At 68.1% G+C, this 25,151-nt stretch carries 23 protein-coding genes; 18 read left to right on the top strand and 5 right to left on the bottom strand.

Annotated features, from left to right (window positions below; all coding sequences use genetic code 11):
• Positions 1-392: 392 nt before the first annotated feature.
• Positions 393-2,642: an acyltransferase family protein gene (locus QN239_RS18985; protein WP_499012672.1), complete on the top strand. Its 2,250-nt coding sequence runs from the start codon at positions 393-395 to the stop codon at positions 2,640-2,642.
• 24 nt (positions 2,643-2,666) lie between these two features.
• Here QN239_RS18985 and QN239_RS18980 read toward each other — a convergent pair whose 3' ends face one another.
• Positions 2,667-2,996, bottom strand: coding sequence for a hemophore-related protein (locus QN239_RS18980; protein WP_499012670.1), 330 nt, complete (start codon positions 2,994-2,996; stop codon positions 2,667-2,669).
• Positions 2,997-3,138: 142 nt separating this feature from the next.
• On the opposite strand from QN239_RS18980, the gene QN239_RS18975 reads away from it, so the two are divergent.
• The 5 genes from QN239_RS18975 (at position 3,139) to QN239_RS18955 (ending at position 7,515) form a co-directional block, all read left to right on the top strand.
• Complete coding sequence (locus QN239_RS18975; protein ID WP_499012668.1) at positions 3,139-4,215, top strand: oxidoreductase; 1,077 nt, start codon at positions 3,139-3,141, stop codon at positions 4,213-4,215.
• A gap of 81 nt (positions 4,216-4,296) precedes the next feature.
• Positions 4,297-4,644, top strand: coding sequence for a thioredoxin (gene trxA, locus QN239_RS18970; protein WP_499012666.1), 348 nt, complete (start codon positions 4,297-4,299; stop codon positions 4,642-4,644).
• 56 nt (positions 4,645-4,700) lie between these two features.
• Positions 4,701-5,522, top strand: coding sequence for an enoyl-CoA hydratase (locus QN239_RS18965; protein ID WP_499012665.1), 822 nt, complete (start codon positions 4,701-4,703; stop codon positions 5,520-5,522).
• A gap of 40 nt (positions 5,523-5,562) precedes the next feature.
• Positions 5,563-7,200: an ABC-F family ATP-binding cassette domain-containing protein gene (locus QN239_RS18960; protein ID WP_499012663.1), complete on the top strand. Its 1,638-nt coding sequence runs from the start codon at positions 5,563-5,565 to the stop codon at positions 7,198-7,200.
• A 123-nt stretch (positions 7,201-7,323) separates the two neighbouring features.
• Positions 7,324-7,515: a helix-turn-helix domain-containing protein gene (locus QN239_RS18955; protein ID WP_090358000.1), complete on the top strand. Its 192-nt coding sequence runs from the start codon at positions 7,324-7,326 to the stop codon at positions 7,513-7,515.
• A 5-nt stretch (positions 7,516-7,520) separates the two neighbouring features.
• Here the strand turns inward: QN239_RS18955 and QN239_RS18950 are convergent, their stop codons facing one another.
• The gene (locus QN239_RS18950; RefSeq protein WP_090357998.1) at positions 7,521-8,087 is read right to left on the bottom strand and encodes a TetR/AcrR family transcriptional regulator; all 567 of its coding nucleotides are present in this window, start codon (positions 8,085-8,087) and stop codon (positions 7,521-7,523) included.
• Positions 8,088-8,102: 15 nt separating this feature from the next.
• The gene (locus QN239_RS18945; RefSeq protein ID WP_499012661.1) at positions 8,103-10,943 is read right to left on the bottom strand and encodes an aconitate hydratase; all 2,841 of its coding nucleotides are present in this window, start codon (positions 10,941-10,943) and stop codon (positions 8,103-8,105) included.
• Between the two features lie 160 nt (positions 10,944-11,103).
• Between QN239_RS18945 and QN239_RS18940 the strand changes: the two genes are divergently transcribed.
• The 9 genes from QN239_RS18940 to QN239_RS18900 all read left to right on the top strand — a co-directional run bounded on the left by QN239_RS18940 (position 11,104) and on the right by QN239_RS18900 (position 20,086).
• Complete coding sequence (locus QN239_RS18940) at positions 11,104-11,667, top strand: Rv1476 family membrane protein (protein WP_499012659.1); 564 nt, start codon at positions 11,104-11,106, stop codon at positions 11,665-11,667.
• Positions 11,668-11,909: 242 nt separating this feature from the next.
• Complete coding sequence (gene ripA / locus QN239_RS18935) at positions 11,910-13,328, top strand: NlpC/P60 family peptidoglycan endopeptidase RipA (protein WP_499012657.1); 1,419 nt, start codon at positions 11,910-11,912, stop codon at positions 13,326-13,328.
• Positions 13,329-13,341: 13 nt separating this feature from the next.
• The gene (gene ripB, locus QN239_RS18930) at positions 13,342-14,061 is read left to right on the top strand and encodes an NlpC/P60 family peptidoglycan endopeptidase RipB (RefSeq protein ID WP_499012655.1); all 720 of its coding nucleotides are present in this window, start codon (positions 13,342-13,344) and stop codon (positions 14,059-14,061) included.
• A gap of 161 nt (positions 14,062-14,222) precedes the next feature.
• Positions 14,223-15,383 (top strand): chaperone MoxR1, encoded by a 1,161-nt coding sequence (gene moxR1 / locus QN239_RS18925; protein ID WP_499012654.1) that lies wholly within the window; start codon positions 14,223-14,225, stop codon positions 15,381-15,383.
• Positions 15,380-16,354, top strand: a complete 975-nt coding sequence (locus QN239_RS18920) for a DUF58 domain-containing protein (protein WP_499012652.1) — start codon at positions 15,380-15,382, stop codon at positions 16,352-16,354. The genes moxR1 and QN239_RS18920 overlap by 4 nt, the downstream gene beginning before the upstream one ends.
• Positions 16,355-16,391: 37 nt before the next feature.
• A complete protein-coding gene (locus QN239_RS18915; RefSeq protein ID WP_187095387.1) occupies positions 16,392-17,399 on the top strand; it encodes a VWA domain-containing protein in 1,008 nt (335 codons plus the stop codon).
• A gap of 53 nt (positions 17,400-17,452) precedes the next feature.
• Positions 17,453-18,205 carry a 3-oxoacyl-ACP reductase FabG1 gene (gene fabG1, locus QN239_RS18910; RefSeq protein ID WP_090357985.1) on the top strand — a complete coding sequence of 251 codons (753 nt, stop codon included), beginning with the start codon at positions 17,453-17,455 and terminating at the stop codon, positions 18,203-18,205.
• A 49-nt stretch (positions 18,206-18,254) separates the two neighbouring features.
• Complete coding sequence (gene inhA, locus QN239_RS18905; RefSeq protein WP_090357983.1) at positions 18,255-19,064, top strand: NADH-dependent enoyl-ACP reductase InhA; 810 nt, start codon at positions 18,255-18,257, stop codon at positions 19,062-19,064.
• A gap of 20 nt (positions 19,065-19,084) precedes the next feature.
• On the top strand, positions 19,085-20,086 hold the full coding sequence (locus QN239_RS18900; RefSeq protein WP_499012649.1) for a ferrochelatase: 1,002 nt from the start codon (positions 19,085-19,087) through the stop codon (positions 20,084-20,086).
• Between the two features lie 3 nt (positions 20,087-20,089).
• On the opposite strand, the gene QN239_RS18895 is transcribed toward QN239_RS18900, so the two are convergent.
• Positions 20,090-20,938, bottom strand: a complete 849-nt coding sequence (locus QN239_RS18895; protein ID WP_499016859.1) for an Rv1486c family protein — start codon at positions 20,936-20,938, stop codon at positions 20,090-20,092.
• Positions 20,939-21,017: 79 nt separating this feature from the next.
• Here QN239_RS18895 and QN239_RS18890 point away from each other — a divergent pair, with 79 nt between their 5' ends.
• The 3 genes from QN239_RS18890 to QN239_RS18880 all read left to right on the top strand — a co-directional run bounded on the left by QN239_RS18890 (position 21,018) and on the right by QN239_RS18880 (position 24,304).
• Entirely contained in the window at positions 21,018-21,449 is a 432-nt protein-coding gene (locus QN239_RS18890) for an NfeD family protein (RefSeq protein WP_167159358.1), read from the top strand.
• 19 nt (positions 21,450-21,468) lie between these two features.
• Complete coding sequence (locus QN239_RS18885) at positions 21,469-22,695, top strand: SPFH domain-containing protein (protein ID WP_499012647.1); 1,227 nt, start codon at positions 21,469-21,471, stop codon at positions 22,693-22,695.
• A gap of 244 nt (positions 22,696-22,939) precedes the next feature.
• On the top strand, positions 22,940-24,304 hold the full coding sequence (locus tag QN239_RS18880) for a hypothetical protein (protein ID WP_499012646.1): 1,365 nt from the start codon (positions 22,940-22,942) through the stop codon (positions 24,302-24,304).
• Here the strand turns inward: QN239_RS18880 and QN239_RS18875 are convergent.
• On the bottom strand, positions 24,301-25,041 hold the full coding sequence (locus QN239_RS18875; RefSeq protein WP_499012644.1) for a TVP38/TMEM64 family protein: 741 nt from the start codon (positions 25,039-25,041) through the stop codon (positions 24,301-24,303). The two genes, QN239_RS18880 and QN239_RS18875, sit on opposite strands and share 4 nt — an antisense overlap.
• Between the last annotated feature and the right edge of the window lie 110 nt (positions 25,042-25,151).

Here is a 25,151-nt window from a genome sequence, read left to right as displayed (position 1 = left end):
ACCGTCTTGCGCGGCGTGGTGCCCGACACGGATGGGGTGGGGAATGCGGTCCGAGCGGCCGGTGCCGGCCAGGGGCGCGTACGGGGCCGGCGCGGCAGGTGTTCACGTTGTCGAAACAATCACGTTGAACGACACCACGATTCGGCATTTTCGCGCGATCGGTCGGTGGTGGTGGCGGCGCCGTCTCGGCGTGCGCATTGTCGGTGACGTCAATTTGTCCGCCGACCGGATGACACGCGCTGTCCGCTGAAGATACAACAAACCAATTATTTGCCACTTTTGTCATGCCGCGGCACACCGGCTCGGCTTAACATCCGACCACGCCCCGGCCTGCCCGGTAGCGGTTCCGGCCCGAAGGCGGTCGGAGCAGGATCGGCCGGAGAGGAACCCGGGTGGTCGTCGAACCGAAGGACTTCGGCCGGTCGGTGGCCGCGCCTGCTCGGGACACGGCAACGCCACGCCTGGCGCCGCAGATCGGTACCAAGGTGCCGAGTGGTTTCCGTCCCGACATCGAGGGACTGCGCGCCGTTGCCGTGCTGGCCGTCGTCCTGTTCCATGCGGGCATCCCCGGATTCCGGGGCGGCTTCGTCGGGGTCGACGTCTTCTTCGTCATCTCGGGATTCCTGATCTCCGGGATGCTGTGGCGCGAGGTCGGCACGTCGGGCAGGGTCAGCCTGCGCCGATTCTGGGGTGCCCGCGCTCGCCGGCTGCTGCCGGCCTCCGCCTTGGTGGGCGTCGTCACCATCGCCGCGTCGGCGTTCATCCTGTCGCCCCTGCAGGTGAAGACCGTCGCCGTCGATGCCATCACCAGCGCGCTCTATGTGAGCAACTACTGGTTCATCTTCTCGGGGGTCAACTACTTCGGCAAAGACAGCCTGACCACCCCGACACCGTTTCAGCACTACTGGTCGCTGGGCGTGGAGGAGCAGTTCTACCTGGTGTGGCCGGTACTGATCATCGCGACGGCCTGGTTCCTGCGACGGGTACGACGGCGCGGTGGCCGCGACGCGTCCACGCCCGCACCGGGCCCGTACGTCACGGTGCTCGCCCTGGTCGCGGTGATGTCGTTCGCGATATCGCTGGTGCTGACCTACATCATGCCGCCGGCCGCCTATCTGTCGCTGCCCACCCGCGCCTGGCAATTGGCCACCGGCGGACTGGTGGCGCTGACCGTGGTGCACTGGCAGCGACTCGGGCGCGTGCCGGCCGCGGTGATCGGCTGGGCCGGACTGGGGACACTGTTGTTCGCCTGCGTCTGGGTGAAAGGCTCCTCCTCCGACTATCCCGGTGTGCTGGCGCTCCTTCCCACCCTGGGCACGGCGCTGGTCATCGGCGCCGGGTGCGCGAACGCCGAGCGGGGCTGCGGTCGCCTGCTGGGGCTGGCCCCGATGCGCTCGATCGGCCGTATCTCGTATTCGTGGTATCTGTGGCACTGGCCGGTGCTGGTGCTGATCCCGGCGCTGCTCGGGCACCCGGTGGGTCTGGTCATGAGACTGGCCGCGATGGCCTTCTCGGCAGTTCTGGCCGTGCTGACGTGGAAGTTCATCGAGAATCCGCTGCGGTTCTCCGCGCGCTTCCGCGGCTCTCCGCGCAACAGCCTCGTCCTGGGCGCCGCGGTCACCGCCATAGCGGTGGCTGCGGGAGCGATCACCTTGGTGGGGGCACCCGCGCCGGTCGGTCCCGGACCGGCCGCGCGGCCGCTGGTCATCGCCGCGGAGCCGACGCCGCCCGGCCTGCCGTTGCAGGTGTACGACACCGCGGTGCGCAACGTGTTCGCCCAAGTGAACGAGCAGGTCACCGCCTCGGTGGGGATGACCGCCGTGCCGTCGAATCTGAGTCCGCCGCTCACCGGCACCGCCGCCGAGGTCAAGTCGATCGTCGCCAACGGGTGCCTGCGCTCGCTGCCGTTCGACGGCAGCCAGCCCGAGTGCCTCAGCGGAAACCGGTCGTCGGAGACGACGATCGCCCTGATCGGCGACTCCCACGCCGCGATGTGGAACCCGGCATTCCGGCGGGCGGTCGATGACCGGAACTGGCGGATGCTTCTGATGGCGAAGGCCTCCTGTCCGATTGTCGACCTGCCGCTGACGGATCACCTCAACGAGATGTCGGAGGGGTTGCAACGCTGTGCGCAGTGGCGTTCCGGAATCATGGCCAGGCTGCGCGCCGACCCTCCGCAACTGGTGGTCGTGTCCGCGGTGCGAAGCTACGGCGCGGACGGCACCGCGGTGTGGGGTAAACCCGGATTCGACCCGTTCAACCCGGCCTGGATCGACGGATTGGGCGACCTGGTGCACGAGCTCCGCAGTTACGGCTCGAAGGTGCTGGTGCTGGGGCCCGAGCCGAAGCTCTCGTCCGTGGCAACCAACTGCCTGTCGGCGCACCTGGAGGACGCGAAGGCCTGCGAGGTCCCGTGGCGTGCCACCAACAACGCAGGTATCGAGGCCGAATCCTCGATGGTCCGCGGCAACGGGGGAGACTACGCGAACACCGTCGACTTGTTCTGCTCCGGCGACCGCTGCCCTCCCGTGGTCGGCAACACCATGGTGTTCTACGACGCGAGCCATCTGACGAAGGAATACTCCCAGGCCCTGGGGCCGGCCGTCGGGGCCTTGATCGACCGGTCGCTGGCCCACGATTGATCTGGGTGCGACCTCGCCCTCGGATCAATACCGGGCGCAGCTGCCCGCGATCTGCAGGATCAGCGACGTCTCCTGCTGCACCTCCGGGATGCCCTGCACGGACGCGATCATCTGCCGCCGCTTGGCCGGTGAGGCGGCGACCAGCTGCCGGATGAATCCGGTCGCCGGGGTGCCCGCGATGTCCTTGGCGACATCGGGCGCCTGGGCGTTGAGCGCCGCCATCACCTGTTCGTAGCTGCACGTCGAGTTGATGATCGCGCTGAGGTCCGGGGCTGCCGTTGCTGATGCCGCGGTGCCCACGCCCACCGTGAGCAATGCCGCCGCGAAGACGGCCGATCGACTGAGACGACGCATCCAGATGTTTTCCTTTCGGTGCCCGACCCGGTCCCCGACCACTGTCGCAGGGTACGGACGCCCGCTGAGAGGTTGCTGTTGCGGCGGCAGCTTTTGTCGGGGACCCGGAATCTGCCGGCCGCCGGTGCTGTTGGATCACGGCATGGCCGACCTCTTCAGTCCGCTGCGCATCCAGAACCTGACGCTGCGCAACCGTTTCGCCATGGCTCCGATGACCCGCCGGGCCTCGCCCGGCGGCGTCCCCGGCGCCGATGTGGCCGACTACTACGCACGCCGGGCCGCCGGCGGGGTGGGGCTGATCATCACCGAGGGCGTGCGCATCCCGCACCCGACGGCGGGCTATCCGTCGAGCATCCCCACCCTCGACGGCGCGGACAGCCTGGCCGGCTGGCAGGCGGTCACCGGCGCGGTGCGTGCGCAGGGCGCGGCGATCGCCGCGCAGCTGTGGCATCAGGGCGCCGAGCGTGATGACAGCGACGGTGTCGTCCCGGTCAGCCCGTCCGGTCTCAACAGCGTGGGGCAGGCCAGGGGTGTCGCGCTGGATGACGACGGACTGGACGCCATCCGGCAGGCCTACGCCGCGGCCGCACGCAGCGCACGTGCGGTGGGCTTCGACGCGGTGGAACTCCACGGCGCACACGGCTACCTGCTCGACGAATTCCTCTGGGACAAGACGAATATCCGCGCGGACGCCTACGGGGCGGACCGCACCCGGTTCCCGGCCGAGGTGATCGCCGCGGTGCGTGACGCCGTCGGTCCGGACTTCCCGATCATCCTGCGGTTCTCGCAGTGGAAGGCCAACGCGTACGGCGCCAGCCTGGCCGACAGCCCCGCCGAGTTGGAGCGGATCCTGGCCCCGTTGGTCGATGCCGGCGTCGATGTCCTGCATCCGTCCACCCGCCGCCACTACCTTCCGGCGTTCGAAGGGGAGTCACCGACCCTGGCCGGCTGGACCAAGAAACTCACCGGCCTGCCCGTGATCGGCGTCGGATCGGTTGGCCTGGCCACCGAATTCAAACCCGGATCGACGAGCAGGGCCCGCATCGAACCGGCCCCGGTGGACCGCCTGCGCGAACTGTTCGACGCCGGCGAGTTCGACGTGATCGCCATCGGGCGCGCCCTGCTGGCCGACCCCGGGTGGGTGAACCGGTTGCGTGACAACACCCTTGGCGAATTCACCGGATACGACGCCGAGAGCGCACTGGCCCGGTTGCACTAGCACGCCGCGCACCAGGCGGCAAAGATGGTCGTGAGAAGTCGAGAACGGAACAACCGGACTCAGGAAAACGTTAGGACAAACGTGGGTACACGAGACATCACCGCAGCCGAATTCAAGGGCATCCTCGACGAGAACGAGATCGTCATCGTCGACTTCTGGGCATCGTGGTGTGGTCCGTGCCGCGCCTTCGCTCCGACGTACGGCGCCTCCGCCGACAAACATCCCGATGTGGTGCACGCCAAGGTCGACACCGAAGCCGAGCCTGAACTGGCCCAGGCCGCCGAGATCCAGGCGATCCCGACGCTGATGGCGTTCAAGAAGGGCCACCAGGTGTTCCGCCAGTCCGGTGCGCTGGGCCCGGCCCAACTCGACGAGCTGATCACCAAGATCAAAGAGTTCGACATCGACGAGGCCATCGCGTCGCAGTAGCACCGACGAGGCGATCAGCCGCCAGGGGTGAGCCGGGCACGCGCTAGCGTGCACGTGTGACCGAGCCCACCGATTTCGTCCTCGTCGACCGACCGCAGCCCGGGGTGGCCGTGGTCACCCTGAACCGGCCCGAGCGGATGAACTCGATGGCCTTCGACGTGATGGTGCCGTTGCGCGCCGTCCTGGAGGAGCTCCGCCACGACAACGATGTCCGAGTGGTGGTGCTCACCGGCGCCGGACGCGGCTTCTCCTCCGGTGCGGACCACAAATCGGCCGGCTCGGTGCCGCATGTGCAGGGCCTGACCCGGCCGACGTTCGCGCTGCGGTCCATGGAGGTACTCGACGAGGTGATCCTGGCGCTGCGGCGGCTGCACCAGCCGGTGATCGCCGCCGTCAACGGCGCCGCGATCGGCGGGGGCCTGTGCCTGGCCCTGGCCTGCGATATCCGGGTGGCCGCGTCCGGGGCCTACTTCCGGGCCGCCGGGATCAACAACGGGCTGACTGCCAGCGAGCTGGGGCTGTCTTATCTGTTACCGCGGGCCATCGGTGCGTCGCGCGCCTTCGAGATCATGCTCACCGGGCGTGACGTCGACGCCGCCGAAGCCGAGCGGATCGGCCTGGTCTCGCAAGTGGTGGCCGAGGACGAGTTGCTGGCATACTGCTACGGCATCGCCCAGCGCATCGCGGCGTTTTCCCGGCCCGGAACCGAGTTGACCAAGCGAACGCTGTGGAGTGGACTGGACGCCGGCAGCCTCGAGGGGCACATGCAGGCCGAAGGGCTGGGCCAGTTGTTCGTGCGCCTGCTCACCGCCAACTTCGAGGAAGCGGTCACCGCGCGCGCCGAAAAGCGGCCGGCCGTGTTCACCGACGACAAGTAAGAACCGACGACAAGTAAGACAAGTACGAGGAGGCAGCAGCGTGATCACCGCAACGGACCTGGAGGTCCGCGCCGGGGCGCGCACGCTGCTGTCCATCGAGGGCGCGGCCCTGCGGATCCAGCCCGGCGACCGGATCGGTCTGGTGGGGCGCAACGGTGCGGGCAAGACCACCACCATGCGCATCCTGGCCGGCGAGGGTGAGCCCTACGCGGGCAAGATCGAATCCACCGGTGAGATCGGCTACCTCCCGCAGGATCCGCGCGAGGGCGACCTGGACGTGCTGGCCCGCGACCGGGTGCTCTCGGCCCGCGGCCTGGACACCCTGCTGTCGGATCTGGAGAAGCAGCAGACGTTGATGGCCGAGGTGGCCGACGACGACGCCCGGGACAAGGCCGTGCGCCGCTACGGTCAGCTCGAGGAGCGGTTCGCCGCGCTCGGCGGATACGCCGCCGAGAGCGAAGCCGGCCGCATCTGCGCCAGCCTCGGCCTGCCCGACCGCGTGCTGACCCAGCCGCTGCGCACCCTGTCCGGCGGCCAGCGCCGCCGGGTGGAGCTGGCCCGCATCCTGTTCGCCGCTTCGGAAGGAGGGGCCACCGGTGCGAATTCGTCCATGACCCTGCTACTCGACGAGCCCACCAACCACCTCGACGCCGACTCGATCGGCTGGTTGCGCACCTTCCTGCAGAACCACACCGGCGGCCTGGTGGTGATCAGCCACGATGTGGACCTGCTCGCCGATGTGGTGAACCGGGTGTGGTTCCTGGACGCCGTACGCGGTGAGGCCGATGTCTACAACATGGGCTGGCAGAAGTACCTCGATGCCCGCTCCACCGACGAGCAGCGTCGCCGCCGCGAACGTGCCAATGCCGAGAAGAAGGCCGGCGCCTTGCGGGTCCAGGCCGCGAAGATGGGCGCCAAGGCCACCAAAGCCGTTGCCGCGCAGAATATGTTGCGCCGCGCCGAGCGGATGATCGCCGAGCTCGATGCCGAGCGGGTGGCCGACAAGGTGGCCCGCATCAAATTCCCCACCCCCGCACCGTGCGGTAAGACACCGCTGGTAGCCAAGGGGCTGACCAAGACCTACGGTTCGCTGGAGATCTTTACCGGTGTCGACCTGGCCATCGATCGTGGTTCCCGCGTCGTGGTTCTGGGCCTCAACGGTGCCGGGAAGACGACGCTGTTGCGTTTGCTGGCGGGCACCGAGTCCGCCGACGCCGGCGCCCTGGAACCGGGACACGGTCTCAAGATCGGCTACTTCGCCCAGGAGCACGACACCCTGGACAACGAGGCGACGGTCTGGGAGAACATCCGGCATGCCGCCCCGGACACCGGGGACCAGGACCTGCGAGGTCTGTTGGGCGCCTTCATGTTCACCGGGCCGCAGCTCGAACAACCGGCGGGCACGCTGTCCGGTGGCGAGAAGACCCGGCTGGCACTGGCCGGGCTGGTCGCCTCCACCGCCAATGTGCTGCTGCTCGACGAGCCCACCAACAACCTCGATCCCGCCTCCCGCGAGCAGGTGCTCGACGCACTGCGCAGCTACCAGGGTGCGGTGGTGCTGGTGACGCACGACCCGGGTGCCGCCGAGGCGCTGGACCCCCAGCGGGTGGTGCTGCTGCCCGACGGCACCGAGGACTTCTGGTCCACCGAATACCGGGATCTCATCGAACTCGCCTGAGTTCGCTTCGGCTCCGAACTCGCCTGATATCGCGGCACTTTGCCCGAAATTCATACATCAGGTTTCACCGGTTCCTAGGCTGTGTACCCGCGGGATGCATTCGCTTAAGTGGGGAGACATCTGATGAACGAAAGCAGTAAGTCCCGAGACCAGGTACTCGACGACCTGCGCACCGCCTACGAGCGGGGTGCGAGTATCCGCTCACTGGTGGCGATCACCGGCCGCTCGTACGGGTCCGTACACAGCATGTTGCGGGAGTCCGGCACCACCATGCGCAGTCGTGGCGGGCCGAACCACCGGCGTGCCATGGGCTGACCGGATCAGCCGCGCTGGCGCACCGACTCCTCGACGAGGTCCAGTACCGCGCTGAGGTTTTCGGTGGTGTCGCCGGATGCCAGCCGGGCCACCAGCCCGTCGAGCACCAGATCCAGGTAGTTCTGCAGCACCGAACCCGGCACGTCGTCGCGCAGCCGACCCGCCTTCTTCTGCTGCCGCAACCGCTCCGAGGTCGCGGCGGACAACTCCGCCGACCGTTCCGCCCAGCCGGCATGGAAAGCCGGGTCGTTGCGCAACTTACGGGCGATCTCCAACCGGGTGGCCAGCCAATCGAACTGCTCCGGCGCGGCGATCAACTCACGCATCACCTGGATGAGACCCTCGCGGGAGGCCACCTCGGCCATCCGCTCGGCGTCCTCCCGGGCCAGCTCGAAGAACAGGGTGTCCTTGTCGCGGAAGTGGTGGAAGATGGCGCCGCGCGACAGCCCGATGGTGTGTTCGAGCCGCCGCACGGTCGCCTTCTCGTACCCGTATTCCGCGAAGCACCTGCGGGCACCGTCGAGTATCTGGCGCCGGCGTGCCGTCAGATGGTCGTCGGTGACCCGCGGCATGGTGTGCGCCGCTACCTAGTTCGACTTGAGCATGTTGCGCAGCACGTACTGCAGGATGCCGCCGTTGCGGTAGTAGTCGGCCTCACCGGGGGTGTCGATCCGGACCACCGCGTCGAATTCGACCGTCTCCCCGTTTTCCTTGGTGGCCGTGACCTTGACGGTCTTCGGGGTCTTGCCCTCGTTGAGCGCGGTGATACCCGTGATGTCGAAGGTCTCGGTGCCGTCCAGCTTCAGGCTCGCCGCCGACTCACCCGCCGGGAACTGCAGCGGGATGACGCCCATGCCGATCAGGTTCGACCGGTGGATGCGCTCGAAGGACTCGGTGATCACCGCGCGCACACCCAGCAGCGTGGTGCCCTTGGCCGCCCAGTCCCGCGAGGAACCCGATCCGTACTCCTTGCCGCCCAGCACCACCAGCGGGATGCCGGCCGCCTGGTAGTTCACCGAGGCGTCGTAGATGAACGCCTGCGGACCGCCTGGCTGGGTGAAGTCGCGGGTGTAGCCACCGGAGACGTCATCGAGCAGCTGGTTCTTGAGCCGGATGTTGGCGAAGGTGCCGCGGATCATCACCTCGTGGTTGCCGCGGCGGCTCCCCAGCGAGTTGTAGTCCTTGCGGTCCACACCGTGCGCGTCCAGGTACTGCGCGGCCGGGGTGCCCGGCTTGATCGCGCCGGCCGGGCTGATGTGGTCGGTGGTCACCGAATCACCCAGCAGGGCAAGAACTCTCGCACCGGTGATGTCCTTCACCGGCACCGGCTCGGCGGGCATGCCATCGAAGTACGGCGCCTTGCGCACGTAGGTGGAGCTGTCGACCCACTCGAAGGTGCTGCCCTCCGGCGTCGGCAGTGCGCGCCAGCGCTCGTCGCCCTTGAACACGTCGGCGTAGGAGTCGGTGAACATATCCCGGTTGATCGAGCTGGCGATGGTCTCCTGGATCTCGGCGGCCGTCGGCCAGATGTCCTTCAAGAAGACGTCGTTGCCGTCGTGGTCCTGGCCCAGCGGATCGGTCTCGAAGTCGAAGTCCATGGTGCCCGCGATGCCGTAGGCGATCACCAGCGGCGGTGAGGCCAGGTAGTTCATCTTCACGTCGGGGGAGATGCGGCCCTCGAAGTTGCGGTTGCCCGAGAGCACCGCCGTCACCGACAGGTCGTTGTCGTTGATGGCCTTGGAGATCTCGTCGGGCAGCGGCCCGGTGTTGCCGATACACGTGGTGCAGCCGTAGCCGCCCAGGTAGTAGCCCAGCTTCTCCAGGTACGGCCACAGGCCGGCCTTGTTGTAGTAGTCGGTGACGACCTGCGAGCCCGGCGCCATGTTGGTCTTGACCCACGGCTTGGAGGTCAGGCCCTTCTCGACGGCCTTCTTGGCCAGCAGGGCGGCACCGAGCATGACCGACGGGTTGGAGGTGTTGGTGCAGGAGGTGATGCCCGCGACCACGACCGCGCCGTGATCGAGCACGAACTCGCCGCGCTCCTCGGAGCGCACCGTGACCGGCTTGGACGGGCGGCCCGAGGCGCCGTTGGCCGCCGACGGGCGCGCGTCGACCGCCCCGTCGTCGGCGAAGGACAGCGATACGGAATCGCTGGCCGGGAAGGACTCCTCGACCGCCTCGTCCAGCTTGGTCTCCGGAGTCGGGTGGTTCTCCTCGACGTAGTTGTGGATGTCCTTGCGGAAGGCGTTCTTGGCGTCGGTCAGTTCGATACGGTCCTGCGGGCGCTTGGGGCCCGAGATGGACGGCACCACGGTCGACAGGTCCAACTCGATGTACTCGGAGAAGGCGGGCTCGTGATCGGGGTCGTGCCACATGCCCTGTGTCTTGGCGTAGGCCTCCACCAGGGCCAGCTGCTCCTCGGTGCGCCCGGTCAGGCGCAGGTAGTTGATCGTCTCTTCGTCGATCGGGAAAATCGCTGCGGTGGAACCGAATTCGGGGCTCATATTGCCCAGGGTGGCGCGGTTGGCCAGTGGCACCTCGGCCACACCCTTGCCGTAGAACTCGACGAACTTGCCGACCACGCCGTGCTTGCGCAGCATGTCGGTGGCGGTCAGCACCACGTCGGTGGCGGTCACGCCGGGCTTGATCTCACCGGTCAGCTTGAAACCGACGACGCGCGGGATGAGCATCGACACGGGCTGGCCCAGCATGGCCGCCTCGGCCTCGATGCCGCCGACGCCCCAGCCCAGCACGCCCAGGCCGTTCTCCATCGTGGTGTGGCTGTCGGTGCCCACACAGGTGTCGGGGTAGGCCACCCCGTCGCGAACCATGGTCACGCGGGCGAGGTACTCGATGTTGACCTGGTGCACGATGCCGGTGCCCGGGGGGACGACCTTGAAGTCGTCGAACGCGCCCTGGCCCCAGCGCAGGAACTGGTAGCGCTCGCCGTTGCGTTCGTATTCGAGTTCGACGTTGCGCTCGAAGGCGCCGGCGTTGCCGAAGACGTCGAGGATGACGGAATGGTCGATGACCATCTCGGCGGGGGAGAGTGGGTTGACCTTGTTCGGGTCGCCACCGAGGGTCGCGACGGCCTCACGCATGGTGGCCAGGTCGACGATGCAGGGCACCCCGGTGAAGTCCTGCATCAGCACGCGGGCGGGGGTGAACTGGATCTCGATGCTGGGCTCGGCCGACGGATCCCAGTTCGCGATGGCCTCGATGTGTTCCTTGGTGATGTTGGCGCCGTCTTCGGTGCGCAGCAGGTTCTCGGCAAGCACCTTGAGGCTGTAGGGAAGTTTCTCGGTCCCGGGTACCGCGTCCAGGCGGTAGATCTCGTAACTGTTGTCGCCCACGGTGAGGGTGTCGCGGGCCCCGAAAGAGTTCAAAGATGAATTGGCCGACGAATTGGCCGTATTTTCGTTACTCACATCAACTCCCGGCTAGTCTCGCCGCGACGGGCTGTGTCGACGGCGCCGATAATCCTAACAGTACGCTTGTCCTGGTAATCGACCCAGGGGCCCTCCCAGTCTTGTCTTCTCGCGCGCGTGCTGCCAGTCGGTTGGGTGAATTTCGCGTACCGTCTGGCACGTGACATCACCGCTCGTGCCTGCCTACATCCCGCCCGACGTCTGTTCCACCGTCGGTCTCGGCTTGGCGACCCCGGTCGACCAGTGCATGACGCAGGTGCTGACCGATGTGCGCGAGGACGGGGTGAGCGCACCCGCGTCGGCGGATCCCGCGGCACTGGCACAGGTGGTGGCCGACGCCAAGGCGCAGGGCATCGACCTCAAGCTGGTGGTGCTGCCGACCAGTCCGCCGATCGATACGCCGCTGCGCGATATCGCCACCCAGGTGGGTAAGGCCTACCCGGGATCGACGGTGCTCGCGATCAGTCCGGGGTTCGCCGGTACCTACAGTCCTGTTTATGACCGGGTCACCTTGGAAGCCGGTCAGGATCTGGCGAAAACCGGGGATGCTGTCCAATCTTCAAAGAATTTCGTGACGCAGTTGTCGACACCGGACTTTCCCTGGACACCGTTTACCGTCGCGCTGGTGCTGGGAGTAGCTGTGGCGGCGGTTGGCGTTCGTGTCCTGCAGGTTCGCAGCCGTCGCGGCGTTGCTGACGAGAAGGTCGCCGGTACCTCGCAGTAATGGCGCCTTTGACCTCGGTGAATTCGAATATCACCGTTCGGTCACGGCGCATTCAATTACATTCATGTAATTTGTTACTAAAGTTTCTTTAGCGTGAGCTGTGACGTACGGTGCAAACAGTGCTGCTGTTGCAACTGTGGTCCAAGTGGCAAATGTGACTACTGAGGTGACCGCAGAAGCGAGTGCACGCACTGCGTGATGTGCCGTGACGTTCGCGTCGAGCCCTAGGAGACTTGAGTCCAATGAGACGCACCCCTGGCGCCTCCCGACTGTGCGGGCGAGCGTGCGCCATTCCCCTTACCCTGGGCGTGCTGCTGGCCGGGACGATGCCCCACGGGGCCATCGCCGGCGCCGAGCCGAGCAGCCCGGAAGGGACCGCCGCGCTGGTTGCCGCGGTCGCCGACGCCGACCAGAAGTTGCAGGATCTCGGTGCGGCCGTGCAGACCCAACAGGAGAGCGTCAACAAGGCCCTCGTCGACGTCGCGAACGCGCGGGACAACGTCACCCTCGCCCAGCAGAAGCTCGACGAGACCCGCCGCGGTGTCACCGACGCCGACGCGCGAATCGCCGACGCCCAGAAGCGGTTCGACACATTCGCCGCGGCGACCTACGTGAACGGGCCATCCGCGTCCTACCTGACCGCCGCCGACCCGGCGGAGGCGCTGCGCACCGCCGCGGCCGGCCAGGCGCTGGCCGTCAGCTCCGAGCAGGTGATGGCGGATCTGCAGCGGGCCCGCACCGAGCAGATCAACCGCGAGTCGGCCGCCAGGTTGGCGAAGGAGGCCGCCGACAAGGCCGCGGCCGACGCGCAATCCAGCCAGGACGCCGCGGTCGCGAGCCTGACCCAGGCCAAGCAGACCTTCGGCACCCAGCAGCAGGAACTGGACAAGCTGACCGCCGAACGCGCTGCGGCGCAAGCGAAGCTGGCTGCGGCACGACCCCAGGCGGTATCCGCCGTGCCGTCCGCCGTCGCCTCGGGCCCGCCGGCGCCGTCGGCCGGTTCCTCGCCGGACTGGGACCGGGCACCGGGCAAGACCCCCGCCGTCGCGGATAGCAGCCAGTGGGACACCACGCTGCCGATGATCCCCAGCGCGTTCGTCAGTGGTGATCCGATCCAGATCATCAACGCGGTCCTCGGCATCATGAACTCCTCGGCCCAGATGACCGCGAACATGGGCCGCACGTTCCTGCAGAAGCTGGGCCTGATCCCGACGCCCAGCGGCTACACCAACAACGGCGCCATCCCGCGGGTGTACGGCCGGCAGGCCTCCGAATACGTGATCAAACGGGCCATGTCCCAGATGGGCGTGCCCTACTCGTGGGGTGGCGGGACCGCCGCCGGGCCGAGCCGCGGTATCGACTCCGGGGCCGGCACCACCGGATTCGACTGCTCCGGCCTGATCCTCTACGCCTTCGCCGGCGTGGGCATCAAGCTGCCGCACTACTCGGGTTCGCAGTACGACATGGGCCGCAAGATCCCGTCGGCGGAGATGCGGCGCGGCGATGTCATCTTCTACGGTCCCGGTGGCAGCCAGCACGTCACCCTCTACCTCGGCAACGGGCAGATGCTCGAGGCCCCCTACACCGGCTCCACCGTCAAGGTCTCGCCGGTGCGAACCGGCGGTATGACCCCGTACGTCATCCGCTACATCGAATACTGATCTAGGGATCTCTGTGATCTTCAAGCGCTCCAAAGCAATTCGACTCAAGCTGGCCGTCGCCTCGGTACTCGCCGGGACGGCGCTGGCGGTCGGCAGCGTGCTCTCCGGGGCGTCTGCGACGGCCGCGCCCGACGACGGCGGATGGGATCCCACCCTGCCCAAGATCGTCAGTTCCGGCGCCCCCGGTGACCCGGTGGCCATGGCCAACGCCGGCTTCCAGGTCAGCAAGATCGCGTTGGAGACCACCTCCAATCTGGGCCAGCAGTTCCTCCAGACGATCGGGCTGGCACCCAAATCCGCGGCGGCCCTGCCGGGCGGCCGGGTGCGCGGCCCCGCCGCCATCGAATACGTCATCCGCCGCGGTGGCTCCCAGATGGGCGTGCCGTACTCCTGGGGTGGTGGCACCCTGACCGGTCCCGGCCCGGGTGTCGACTACGACGCCGGCAAGATGGGTTTCGACTGCTCGGGATTCACCCGGTACGCGTTCGCCGGGGTCGGGGTACAGATCCCCAAGTACTCCGGCGACCAGTACAACTTCGGCCGGCCCATCGCACCGTCGCAGGCCAAGCGCGGCGACCTGATCTTCTACGGGCCCGGCGGCAGCCAGCATGTGACGATCTACCTGGGCGGCGGCAAGATGCTCGAAGCCTCCGGCAGTGCCGGCCGGGTGACCGTCAGCCCGGTCCGGATGGCCGGTATGTCACCGCACCTGGTGCGCATCATCGAATCCTGATCGCGGCCCACCCAACCTGAGGACAGCCTGAGCAGGGCACCCGGGGCGTCGACGGATCAGGAAGTGCCTGGAATAGTTGACGGCGGGCGTGTCGCCATACCGGCGGCCGCCCTCGTAGTCCAGGGTTAACCAGCATGACAACGACTGTGGGAGGAAGCTAGATGACGTCACCGAGTGGGCCGCCGCAGGGCGCCGGAGGCTACCCAGGCCCGGCCCCGACGCAGGGCTACCCGCCCGGAGCGCCAGCCCAAACGGCCCCGCAGGCTTCCGCGAACGCCTCGAACAATCCGGGGCTGCAGAGCGAGGTGCACACGCTCGAGCGCGCCATCTTCGAGGTCAAGCGCATCATCGTCGGCCAGGACCAGCTGGTCGAGCGCATGCTCGTCGGGTTGCTGGCCAAGGGCCACGTGCTGCTCGAAGGTGTGCCCGGTGTCGCCAAGACGCTGGCCGTCGAGACGTTCGCCAAGGTGGTCGGCGGCACCTTCGCCCGTATCCAGTTCACCCCCGACCTGGTGCCCACCGATATCGTCGGTACCCGGATCTACCGCCAGGGCAAGGAAGAGTTCGATATCGAGCTCGGCCCGGTCGTGGTCAACTTCCTGCTCGCCGACGAGATCAACCGCGCGCCGGCCAAGGTGCAGTCGGCCCTGCTCGAGGTGATGGCCGAGCGCAAGATCTCCGTCGGCGGCAAGACCTTCCCGCTGCCCAACCCGTTCCTCGTGATGGCCACCCAGAACCCGATCGAGCAGGAGGGCGTCTACCAGCTGCCCGAGGCGCAGCGCGACCGTTTCCTGTTCAAGCTCAACGTCGACTACCCGTCGCCGGAGGAAGAGCGCGAGATCATCTACCGGATGGGCGTGAAGCCCCCGGAGCCCAAGCAGATCCTCAACACCGGCGACCTGCTGCGCCTGCAGGAGGTGGCGGCCAACAACTTCGTGCACCACGCGCTGGTCGATTATGTGGTGCGCATCGTCACCGCCACCCGCGAGCCGGAGAAGTTCGGCATGCCGGATGCCAAGGCGTGGATCGCCTACGGCGCCTCCCCGCGTGCCTCGCTGGGCATCATCGCGGCCTCCCGGGCCCTGGCGCTGGTGCGTGGCCGTGATTACGTCGTCCCGCAGGATGTCGTCGAGGTCATCCCGGATGTGCTGCGCCACCGTCTGGTGCTCACCTACGACGCGCTCGCCGACGAGGTCTCGGCGGAGACGGTGATCAACCGCATCATGCAGACCGTCGGGCTGCCGCAGGTGAATGCGCTTCCGCAGCAAGGGCATTCGGCACCTCCCGGAGTTCCTGCCGCGGCGGCGGCCAGCGGTCGGTGACCGACACAGTGCCGGATCGTTCGGCTCAGCCGAAGGCTGGCCACAACGTCGATCTGCCGTCGCTGCGACGCGGCGAGATCCGTGACCCGCAGCTCTCGGCCGCGCTGCGCAAACTCGAGCTCACGGTGCGCCGCAAGCTCGACGGGGTGCTGCACGGGGACCATCTCGGGTTGATCCCCGGCCCCGGCTCGGAAGCCGGTGAGTCACGGATGTACCAACCCGGTGACGACGTGCGCCGGATGGACTGGTCGGTGACCGCCCGCACCACCCATCCGCACGTCCGGCAGATGATCGCCGACCGAGAGCTGGAGACCTGGCTGGTGGTCGACGTCTCGGCCAGCCTGGACTTCGGCACCGCGGGCTGCGAGAAGCGCGATCTCGCGGTGGCCGCGGCCGCCGCGATCGCCTTCCTCAACAGTGGCGGCGGCAACCGGCTCGGCGCGCTGATCTCCAACGGTGACACGCTGCGGCGCGTCCCGGCCCTGTCCGGGCGGCTGCACGAACAGGAACTGCTGCGGGCCATCGCGACCACACCCCAGGCGCCGCCCGGGGTGCGCGGTGACCTGGCCGCCACCATCGACGCGTTGCGCCGTCCGGAACGCCGGCGCGGGATGGCGGTCATCATCAGCGATTTCCTCGGACCCATCGACTGGATGCGGCCACTGCGGGCCATCGCCGGCCGGCACGAGGTGCTGGGGATCGAGATCATCGATCCCCGCGACGTCGAGCTGCCCGATATCGGCGATGTGATCCTGCAGGACACCGAAACCGGGGTGACCCGCGAATTCACCATCGACGCCAAGCTGCGCGACGACTTCGCCGCGGCGGCGGCCGCACACCGCGCCGAGGTGGCCCGCACCCTGCGCCGTTGTGACGCTCCGCTGCTGACCCTGCGCACCGACCGGGACTGGATCGCCGATGTGGTCCGGTTCGTCGCCAATCGACGCCGCGGCGCACTGGCTGCGCGATGAGCGCCCGCGCTAGATAGAAGGAAATGGCAAGCCGCACATGAATTTACCGCTGCTCGGACCGATGTCGCTGACAGGTTTCGAACACAAGTGGTTCTTCCTGTTCCTGCTGGTGATCGCGGGCCTGGTCGGGCTGTACATCGTGGTGCAGAGGGCCCGCAAGAAGCGCATCCTGCGCTTCGCCAACATGGAACTGCTGGAGAAGGTGGCGCCCAAGCAGCCCACCCGCTGGCGTCATCTGCCCGCGCTGCTGCTGGTGGCGTCGCTGCTGCTGTTCACCGTCGCGATGGCCGGGCCCACCCACGACGTCCGGATCCCGCGCAACCGCGCGGTGGTGATGCTGGTGATCGACGTCTCGCAGTCGATGCGCGCCACCGATGTGGCCCCCAGCCGGCTGGTCGCCGCACAGGAGGCGGCCAAGCAGTTCGCCGATCAGCTGACACCCGGTATCAACCTCGGGTTGATCGCCTACGCCGGTACCGCCACCGTGCTGGTCTCGCCGACCACCAATCGGGACGCCACCAAGAACGGCATCGACAAACTGCAGCTGGCCGACCGCACCGCCACCGGTGAGGGCATCTTCACCGCGTTGCAGGCCATCGCCACGGTCGGGGCCGTCATCGGCGGCGGTGACGAGCCGCCGCCGGCGCGCATCGTGCTGATGTCCGACGGCAAGGAGACGGTGCCGTCGAACCCGGACAACCCGAAGGGCGCCTACACCGCGGCGCGCACGGCCAAGGACCAGGGTGTGCCGATCTCGACGGTGTCGTTCGGCACGCCGTACGGCTACGTCGAGATCAACGACCAGCGCCAGCCGGTGCCGGTGGACGACGAGATGCTCAAGAAGATCGCCGACCTGTCCGGGGGAGAGGCGTTCACCGCGTCCAGCCTGGAACAGCTCAAGGCGGTGTTCACCTCGCTGCAGCAGCAGATCGGCTACGAGACCATCAAGGGTGAGGCCAGCATGGGCTGGTTGCGCCTCGGTGCGCTGGTGCTGGCGCTGTCCGCGCTGGCGGCGCTGTTGATCAACCGCAGGTTGCCCGGCTGAGCGCGAGCACCGCGATTTCTACGAACAACCGGCAGGACGATAGGTTTGTCGCCATGAGTGACGCCGTGATTTCAGAAGCCGCCACCCACCGCCCGGCTTTCGTGTCCCGTTCCGTGCTGGTCACCGGAGGAAACCGGGGTATCGGCCTGGCGATCGCCCAGCGGCTCGCCGAGGACGGTCACAAGGTCGCCGTCACCCACCGTGGATCCGGTGCACCGGAGGGGTTGTTCGGCGTGGTGTGCGATGTCACCGACAGCGACGCCGTCGACCGTGCCTTCAAGGAGGTCGAGGAGCACCAGGGTCCGGTAGAGGTGCTGGTGTCCAACGCCGGCATCTCCCAGGATGCCTTCCTCATGCGGATGACCGAGGAGCGCTTCGAGAACGTCATCAACGCGAACCTCACCGGGGCGTTCCGGGTGGCCCAGCGGGCCTCGCGCAGCATGCAGCGCAAACGCTTCGGCCGGATCATCTTCATCGGATCGGTCTCGGGCATGTGGGGTATCGGCAATCAGGCCAACTACGCGGCCGCCAAAGCCGGCCTGATCGGGATGGCCCGATCGATCTCGCGTGAGCTCGCCAAGGCCGGTGTCACCGCGAACGTCGTCGCCCCCGGCTATATCGACACCGAGATGACCCGGGCGCTGGACGAGCGGATCCAGGCCGGTGCCCTGGAGTTCATCCCGGCCAAGCGGGTCGGCACCGCCGAAGAGGTCGCCGGTGCGGTCAGCTTCCTGGCGTCGGAGGATGCGAGCTACATCGCCGGTGCGGTGATCCCCGTCGACGGCGGCATGGGCATGGGCCACTAGTAAGGCCACCGGAACTTCTCGAATTCGCGCGAACAGTAAGGACTTTCACATGTCAGGCATTCTCGAAGGCAAGCGGATCCTCGTCACGGGGATCATCACCGACAGCTCGATCGCGTTCCACATCGCCAAGGTCGCCCAGGAGGCCGGCGCCGAACTGGTGTTGACCGGGTTCGACCGGCTGAAGCTGATCCAGCGCATCGCGGACCGGTTGCCGAACCCGGCGCCACTGCTGGAGCTGGACGTGCAGAACCAAGAGCACCTGGACTCGCTGGCCGGGCGGATCACCGAGGTCATCGGCGAGGGCAACAAGCTCGACGGTGTGGTGCACTCGATCGGCTTCATGCCGCAGACCGGTATGGGCATCAACCCGTTCTTCGATGCCCCCTACGAGGATGTCGCCAAGGGCATCCACATCTCGGCCTACTCGTACGCCTCGCTGGCCAAGGCCACCCTGCCGGTCATCAATTCCGGCGGTTCCATCGTCGGTATGGACTTCGACCCGACCCGCGCCATGCCGGCCTACAACTGGATGACGGTCGCCAAGAGTGCACTCGAATCGGTCAACCGGTTCGTCGCGCGGGAGGCCGGCCCGTTCGGGGTGCGGTCCAATCTCGTTGCGGCCGGACCGATCCGGACCCTGGCGATGGCCGCCATCGTCGGCGGCGCGCTGGGCGCCGAGGCCGGTGACCAGATGCGGCTGCTCGAAGAGGGCTGGGATCAGCGCGCGCCGATCGGCTGGAACATGAAGGACCCGACGCCGGTGGCCAAGACGGTCGTCGCGCTGCTGTCGGACTGGCTGCCCGCCACCACCGGCAGCATCATCTACGCCGACGGCGGCGCCAGCACCCAGCTGCTGTAAGAACAGAATGGACTGCTCCCTTGTTTGACGCGCTGCTGCTGCTCTCCTTCGGCGGACCCGAAGGACCGGAGCAGGTCATGCCGTTCCTGGAGAACGTCACCCGAGGGCGCGGAATCCCGCGTGAGCGGCTGGCGTCGGTCGCCGAGCACTACCTGCATTTCGGGGGAGTGTCGCCGATCAACGGCATCAACCGCGCGCTGATCGAACAGCTGCGGCTCCAATTACCGGGCCTGCCCGTGTATTTCGGCAACCGCAACTGGGAGCCCTACGTCGAGGACACGGTCGCGGCCATGCGCGATGACGGGGTGAGCCGGGCCGCGGTGTTCACCACCTCGGCCTGGGGCGGCTACTCCAGCTGCCGGCAGTATGTCGAGGACATCGCCCGGGGTCGGGCCGCGGCGGGGGAGCGCGCGCCGGAACTGGTGAAGCTGCGGCAGTACTTCGACCACCCGCTGTTCATCGAGATGTACGCCGAATACGTCGGGGCGGCACTGGCATCCGCGTCGCCGGGGTCGCGGCTGGTCTTCACCGCGCACTCGATTCCGATCGCCGCCGACGAACGGTACGGCCCGCTGCTCTACAGCCGTCAGGTCGCCTATGCGGCGGGCCTGGTGGCGGCCGCGGCCGGCGTCGCCGACTACGACCTGGTGTGGCAGTCGCGGTCCGGGCCGCCGCAGGTGCCGTGGTTGGAACCCGATGTCGCCGACCATGTCCGGGCGCTGGCTCAGCGTGGGGTCACCGCGGTCACGGTATGCCCGATCGGCTTCGTCGCCGACCATATCGAGGTGGTGTGGGATCTGGACTCCGAGCTGCGCGAGGTGACCGACGAGCTGGGCGTCGAACTGACCAGGGCGGCCACCCCCAACGCCGATCCCCGGTACGCCCGGCTGGCCGTCGAGCTGATGGCAGAGCTGCGCGACGGCCGCGAGCCGGTGCGCGTCGTGGGCCCGGATCCGGCCCCGGGCCACGGATTCAGCGTCAACGGGATCCCGTGTGCGCTGACCTGCCCGCGGGATCTCTGAGTCTCAGCCCTGCCAGGCCGAGTCCAGGATCGTGCGTACGGCTGACAGCCGTGCCGTGCGCACCACCGAGGCCAGCGGCCGCAGGGTGTCACTGGCGATCTGCATCTCCGAGGACGTCTGCAGCCCGATGGGCATCAGCCCGGAGCTGACGGTGATGATGGCGTCGACATGCGCGGCGTTCTCCAGCACGCGCAGAGCACGTTCGGGGGCGTGTGCGGGTGCGCGGTGCAGACGGGTGGCCTCGAGCAGTTGTTCCACCATGCCCCTCGGGTCGTCCACATCGGCGGCGGTCGCGCCGGCGCGCAACGCACCGAGCGCATCGGCGGCCGAGCGCACCGCCGAGCGCAGGGAGTACTCGGCCTCGCCCAGGTCGGCGTGGTCGCTCTGGGCGGCCGCGGGCACCGAGTACACCGTCCAGGCAAGGGAAATGGGATCGGGTTCGAAGTCCGGGTCGTCGAGGTCCTCGTAGTCGAACTCGGGCACCAGCCCGACTCCGTTGGCCGGATCGCGGCCGACGATGATCGCCTCCCCGACGGTGATGGCGTCGCGCTGGAACTGGGTGCCCGCGGGCAGCCCGCGGACATCACCGGGGACGGGCAGCACCAGCGTCAGCGCCGGACTTCCGGCCGGCGGGCCGGCCGCGGTGCGCATCGTCTGCAGCAGCGACATGGTGCCGGAGTGGAACAGGTCCGGCCAGGGCAGGCCGGTGGACCCGGCGGCGACCGAGTCGTATGCGGTCACCGAATGCTTTGGCGCCCACTGGGATAACGCATCCAAGACGTCATCGGGCGCGGCGACCCCGGCAAGCCAGGAGTTCACCCAGACGGACAGCGAAGCACTCGGACACCACATGATGCTCGCAGTGTAATTGCCCATCGGGCATACGGTCGGATTGCCCGCGCCCGGGTCGGAAAACGCTAGGCTTCGGGGCATGCCCGCATTGATCTGGCTGGTCGCGGCACTGGCCCTTGCCGGCGCGGAAGCGTTGACGGGTGACTTCTTCCTGCTCATGCTCAGCGGCGGTGCGCTGGCCGCGACGGGTACCAGCTATCTCTTCGATTGGCCCATCTGGGCCGATGGTGCGGTCTTCCTGGTGGTGTCGGTGCTGCTGGTCGTGCTGGTGCGGCCCGCTCTTCGGCGCCGGTTCACCGCGGGGACCGGGCTGCCCGAGCCGGTGAAGGCGCTCGAAGGCAAGAGCGCACTCGTACTCGACACGGTGGCTCGTCACGAAGGCCAGATCAAACTCGACGGCGAGGTCTGGACGGCCAGGCCGCTGAACGACAACGATGTCTTCGAACCCGGCGAGCACGTCACCGTCATGCACATCGACGGCGCGACCGCCGTCGTCTACAAGTCCATCTGAGCTCGGGAAGGGATCTGCCATGGAGGGTGCTGTTGCCGGCCTCGTGCTGTTGGCCGTGCTGGTGCTGTTCGCCATCGTCGTGGTGGCCAAATCGGTGGCGTTGATACCGCAGGCCGAGGCCGCGGTGATCGAGCGACTGGGCCGTTACAGCAAGACGGTGTCCGGTCAGCTGACCCTGCTGCTGCCGTTCGTCGACAAGATCCGGGCCAGGGTGGACCTGCGTGAGCGGGTGGTGTCCTTCCCGCCGCAGCCGGTGATCACCGAGGACAACCTCACGGTGAACATCGACACCGTCGTGTACTTCCAGGTGACCAATCCGCAGGCCGCGGTCTACCAGATCAGCAACTACATCGTCGGTGTCGAGCAGCTCACCACCACCACACTGCGCAACGTGGTCGGCGGTATGACGCTGGAGCAGACCCTGACGTCGCGCGACTCCATCAACGGGCAGCTGCGCGGGGTGCTCGACGAGGCCACCGGCCGCTGGGGTCTGCGGGTCGCCCGCGTCGAACTGCGCAGCATCGATCCGCCGCCGTCGATCCAGGAGTCGATGGAAAAGCAGATGCGCGCCGACCGCGAGAAGCGCGCCATGATCCTGATGGCCGAAGGCAGCCGGGAATCGGCGATCAAGGCGGCCGAGGGTCAGAAGCAGGCCCAGATCCTGTCGGCCGAAGGTGCCAAACAGGCCGCGATCCTGGCGGCCGAGGCGGACCGGCAGTCCCGGATGCTGCGGGCCCAAGGTGAGCGTGCCGCGGCCTACCTGCAAGCGCAGGGCCAGGCCAAGGCCATCGAGAAGACGTTCGCGGCGATCAAGAACGGCCGTCCCACCCCGGAGATGCTGGCCTACCAGTACCTGCAGACCCTGCCGCAGATGGCCAAGGGCGAAGCGAACAAGGTGTGGCTGGTGCCCAGCGACTTCGGTGCGGCGCTGCAGGGATTCACCAAACTGCTGGGCGCCCCGGGCGAGGACGGCGTGTTCCGCTACACGCCATCGCCGGTGGACGACCGCCCGGCCAAGTCGGACGAGGACGATGCGGCCGAGGTGGCCGACTGGTTCGACACCCAGACCGATCCGGAGATCGCCCGGGCCGTCGCCAAGGCTGAGGCCGAGGCCCGGTCGAGCACCCCGCCGCTGGGCAGCAACCCGGCTCCGGCGTCGTTGCCGCCCACCCCGCCGGCCGCCGCGGTCGACGGTCCCACCCAGCAGTTCCCCGACCAGTTCCCCGGCGGGTCACACCGCGCGTAGCGGCGTACCCGGATCGGCTGGGCGGCCGGGCAAAGGCCACGCACGGCGGTTCGGTGGTCGGAGCTGGGGCTCGCGCGGCCGGTCCCGGCCGGGTCACGGAGGGGTGACCGATCTATGTGGGTTCACCGAGATTTTGCTGAACGCATCGATAATTTGCCCGCGGTGACATATCTTATGATTGCTGTTTAGGGTCAAGCAGATAGTGGCCGGTATTCGGCGACCGGCGAAACAGGGGTGGCATGTCATGACGCGTGTGCGCGGTGTTGTGGGCGTGTGTGCGGTGTCGGCCACTCTTTTTCTCAACGGTGCGGCACTGGCGGTCGCCGATACCGGCAGTGACGGCGGCACGTCCTCGCAGACCGGCACGAGCACCGGTGCCGCGCAGACCGGCGCCGGTGCCGGTTCGACGAACTCGACCACCAAGACCCCGCGGCCGGTCGGCGGTATTGCCGGCGCCCTGCAGGACAGGGTGCGGACCACGGTCCGTGACTTCACTGGCGCCCTGGGCGGGGCGGGCGGTATGCAGCCGGGTCCGAAGGTCACCATCTTCCCGAAGCCGCGCTCGCCACAGCAGTCCAGCGAATCCGGTACGGCTGGTTCGACGGTGAGCACGGCGACACCGTCAACGGCACCCACCGCGGCGGCCGAGCCTGCCCCGACCACGTCGGAGCCGACCGCGGCCACCACGCCCGCCGCCTCCGACACCACCGTGTCGCCGTCCGCCACGTCGTCGTCCACCACGTCGACGACCACCCCGACGACCGCGGCATCCACGGCGGCGGCTCTGGCCATCCCGAAACTTAAGCCGCCGCCGGTGATCCCGATCGCGGAGTCGGTATCCGGATCCGTGTACTCCGCGGCCAACTCGGTCAAGGACGCCGTCGATGCGCTGCCCGCGCTGCTCGCCGCGCTTCCCAAGTCCACCGACCCGGTCGGCGAGGTGTTGAAGACGGTGCAGTCCGTGTTGACGTCATTGGGGAATTCGGTCACCACCATCACCGAGATCCCCAGCGATCTCACGACGCTGCTCGGCTTCCCGACCCCGACGGACCCGGTCACCACCACTGTCGCCGGCGGCGTCCGGCTGCCCGCGGTCACCGCACCTGCCGCGGTCTCGCCCATCGACCTGCTGCCCGCCCTGCTGGCACCGGCGCCCGCCGATGCCACGGTCGCGGCCCCCGCCGGACCCGCCGCACCGGCGCCCACTTTCGCGGGTACCGTCTCGGCCGGGCTCAGCCAGGACCTGGCTCCGGCCACGCCGGTGTCGCTGCAAGGCGCCACCTCGGCCGGCTCGATGGCCTCGGTCCTGGAGCGTGCCGTCAGCAAGCTGCTCGTGCCGGTGTCCATCGCCGCACTCGCCGCGCTGGCGCTACCCGGTGTGGGTGGTCTGCTGGTGGTGAGCGTGCTCGGCGTACGGATCGGCTACCGGCAGGCTAAGGCGAACTTCGTGCTTCAGACCTCGGGGATCTCGCGGTTCGCGGGTCCGGGCCCGCTCGGGGTCGTCCGTTCGGGCTCGTTCATCGCCCTGCACACGCGCACCGCGCGTACCCGCACGGCCGCGGCCGTGCCGCTGCGGTCGGTTTCGACCGCCTTCGACCGCGCCGCCTAGTTCTGCTGCGCCTCGGCCGGATGGCTGTCGGGATCCTGTGATCGGTGGTGGTGCCGATGCGCCCGGATCTCGTAGACCAGGCCGCCGATACCGAGGCTCGCGGTACACAGTGACACCAGGAACAGCAGCGGGCTGATGTTTCCGGTCAAGGCGTCACCGAGGATCACGATGGCGGCGGTTCCGGGCGCCAGCCCGACGATGGTGGCCAGCGTGTACGGCACCAGTCGCACGGCGGAGACGCCGGCTGCGTAGTTGAGCACCGAGAACGGCACGGCCGGGATCATCCGCATCGACAGCACCGACACCCAGCCGCGTTCGCGCAACCTGGCGTCCAGGGTGGCCACCCGGGGATGCGCGACCAACCGGTTCAGCTGCCATCCCACCGCGCGTACCAGCACCACGGCCAGCACCGCGCTCAGCGTGCTCGCCACCACGGCGATGGCCACGCCCAGCCACGGGCCGAAGAGCAGGCCGGCCGCGAGCGTGAACGCGGTGCGCGGAAAGGGGAACACCGTCACCACCACATGTGCGGCGAAGAACGCCAACGGGAACCACGGACCGGCCGAGGTCGCCCAGTCGCGGAGCTGAACGGCAGTCGGCAGCGGGACCAGCACGGCCAGTGCGACGAGAATCACAATCGCGGCCGCGATGACCAGCACCCGCCGGCGGGGTAGCTGCGTCGCTGCCGACGTCACTGCGGCCCAGACCGTACGGAACGGGCTGCCTGCGGGTTTCACGTCTGCCAAGCCTACGGGGCGCCGCCCGGTGCTGCCGATGACGCTACTGATCAGTAGCCTTTGCCCGCCGTACCCTCCCGTGATACCGATCATTTAGCCTCAGGTGAAAG

Source organism: Mycolicibacterium sp. Y3 (genome assembly GCF_051188035.1).
Classification (GTDB): Bacteria; Actinomycetota; Actinomycetes; order Mycobacteriales; family Mycobacteriaceae; genus Mycobacterium; species Mycobacterium fluoranthenivorans.
Note: the sequence above shows the minus strand (reverse complement) of the source record. Positions and strands in the feature narration are given on the sequence as shown.

Excerpts from the sequence above, each read along its gene's own strand:
- QN239_RS18980 (WP_499012670.1), bottom strand. The coding sequence starts at position 2,996 with ATGCGTCGTCTCAGTCGATCGGCCGTCTTCGCGGCGGCATTGCTCACG.
- QN239_RS18975 (WP_499012668.1), top strand. The coding sequence starts at position 3,139 with ATGGCCGACCTCTTCAGTCCGCTGCGCATCCAGAACCTGACGCTGCGC.
- QN239_RS18955 (WP_090358000.1), top strand. The coding sequence starts at position 7,324 with ATGAACGAAAGCAGTAAGTCCCGAGACCAGGTACTCGACGACCTGCGC.
- QN239_RS18950 (WP_090357998.1), bottom strand. The coding sequence starts at position 8,087 with ATGCCGCGGGTCACCGACGACCATCTGACGGCACGCCGGCGCCAGATA.
- ripA (WP_499012657.1), top strand. The coding sequence starts at position 11,910 with ATGAGACGCACCCCTGGCGCCTCCCGACTGTGCGGGCGAGCGTGCGCC.
- moxR1 (WP_499012654.1), top strand. The coding sequence starts at position 14,223 with ATGACGTCACCGAGTGGGCCGCCGCAGGGCGCCGGAGGCTACCCAGGC.
- QN239_RS18915 (WP_187095387.1), top strand. The coding sequence starts at position 16,392 with ATGAATTTACCGCTGCTCGGACCGATGTCGCTGACAGGTTTCGAACAC.
- fabG1 (WP_090357985.1), top strand. The coding sequence starts at position 17,453 with ATGAGTGACGCCGTGATTTCAGAAGCCGCCACCCACCGCCCGGCTTTC.
- inhA (WP_090357983.1), top strand. The coding sequence starts at position 18,255 with ATGTCAGGCATTCTCGAAGGCAAGCGGATCCTCGTCACGGGGATCATC.
- QN239_RS18895 (WP_499016859.1), bottom strand. The coding sequence starts at position 20,938 with ATGTGGTGTCCGAGTGCTTCGCTGTCCGTCTGGGTGAACTCCTGGCTT.
- QN239_RS18890 (WP_167159358.1), top strand. The coding sequence starts at position 21,018 with ATGCCCGCATTGATCTGGCTGGTCGCGGCACTGGCCCTTGCCGGCGCG.
- QN239_RS18885 (WP_499012647.1), top strand. The coding sequence starts at position 21,469 with ATGGAGGGTGCTGTTGCCGGCCTCGTGCTGTTGGCCGTGCTGGTGCTG.
- QN239_RS18880 (WP_499012646.1), top strand. The coding sequence starts at position 22,940 with ATGACGCGTGTGCGCGGTGTTGTGGGCGTGTGTGCGGTGTCGGCCACT.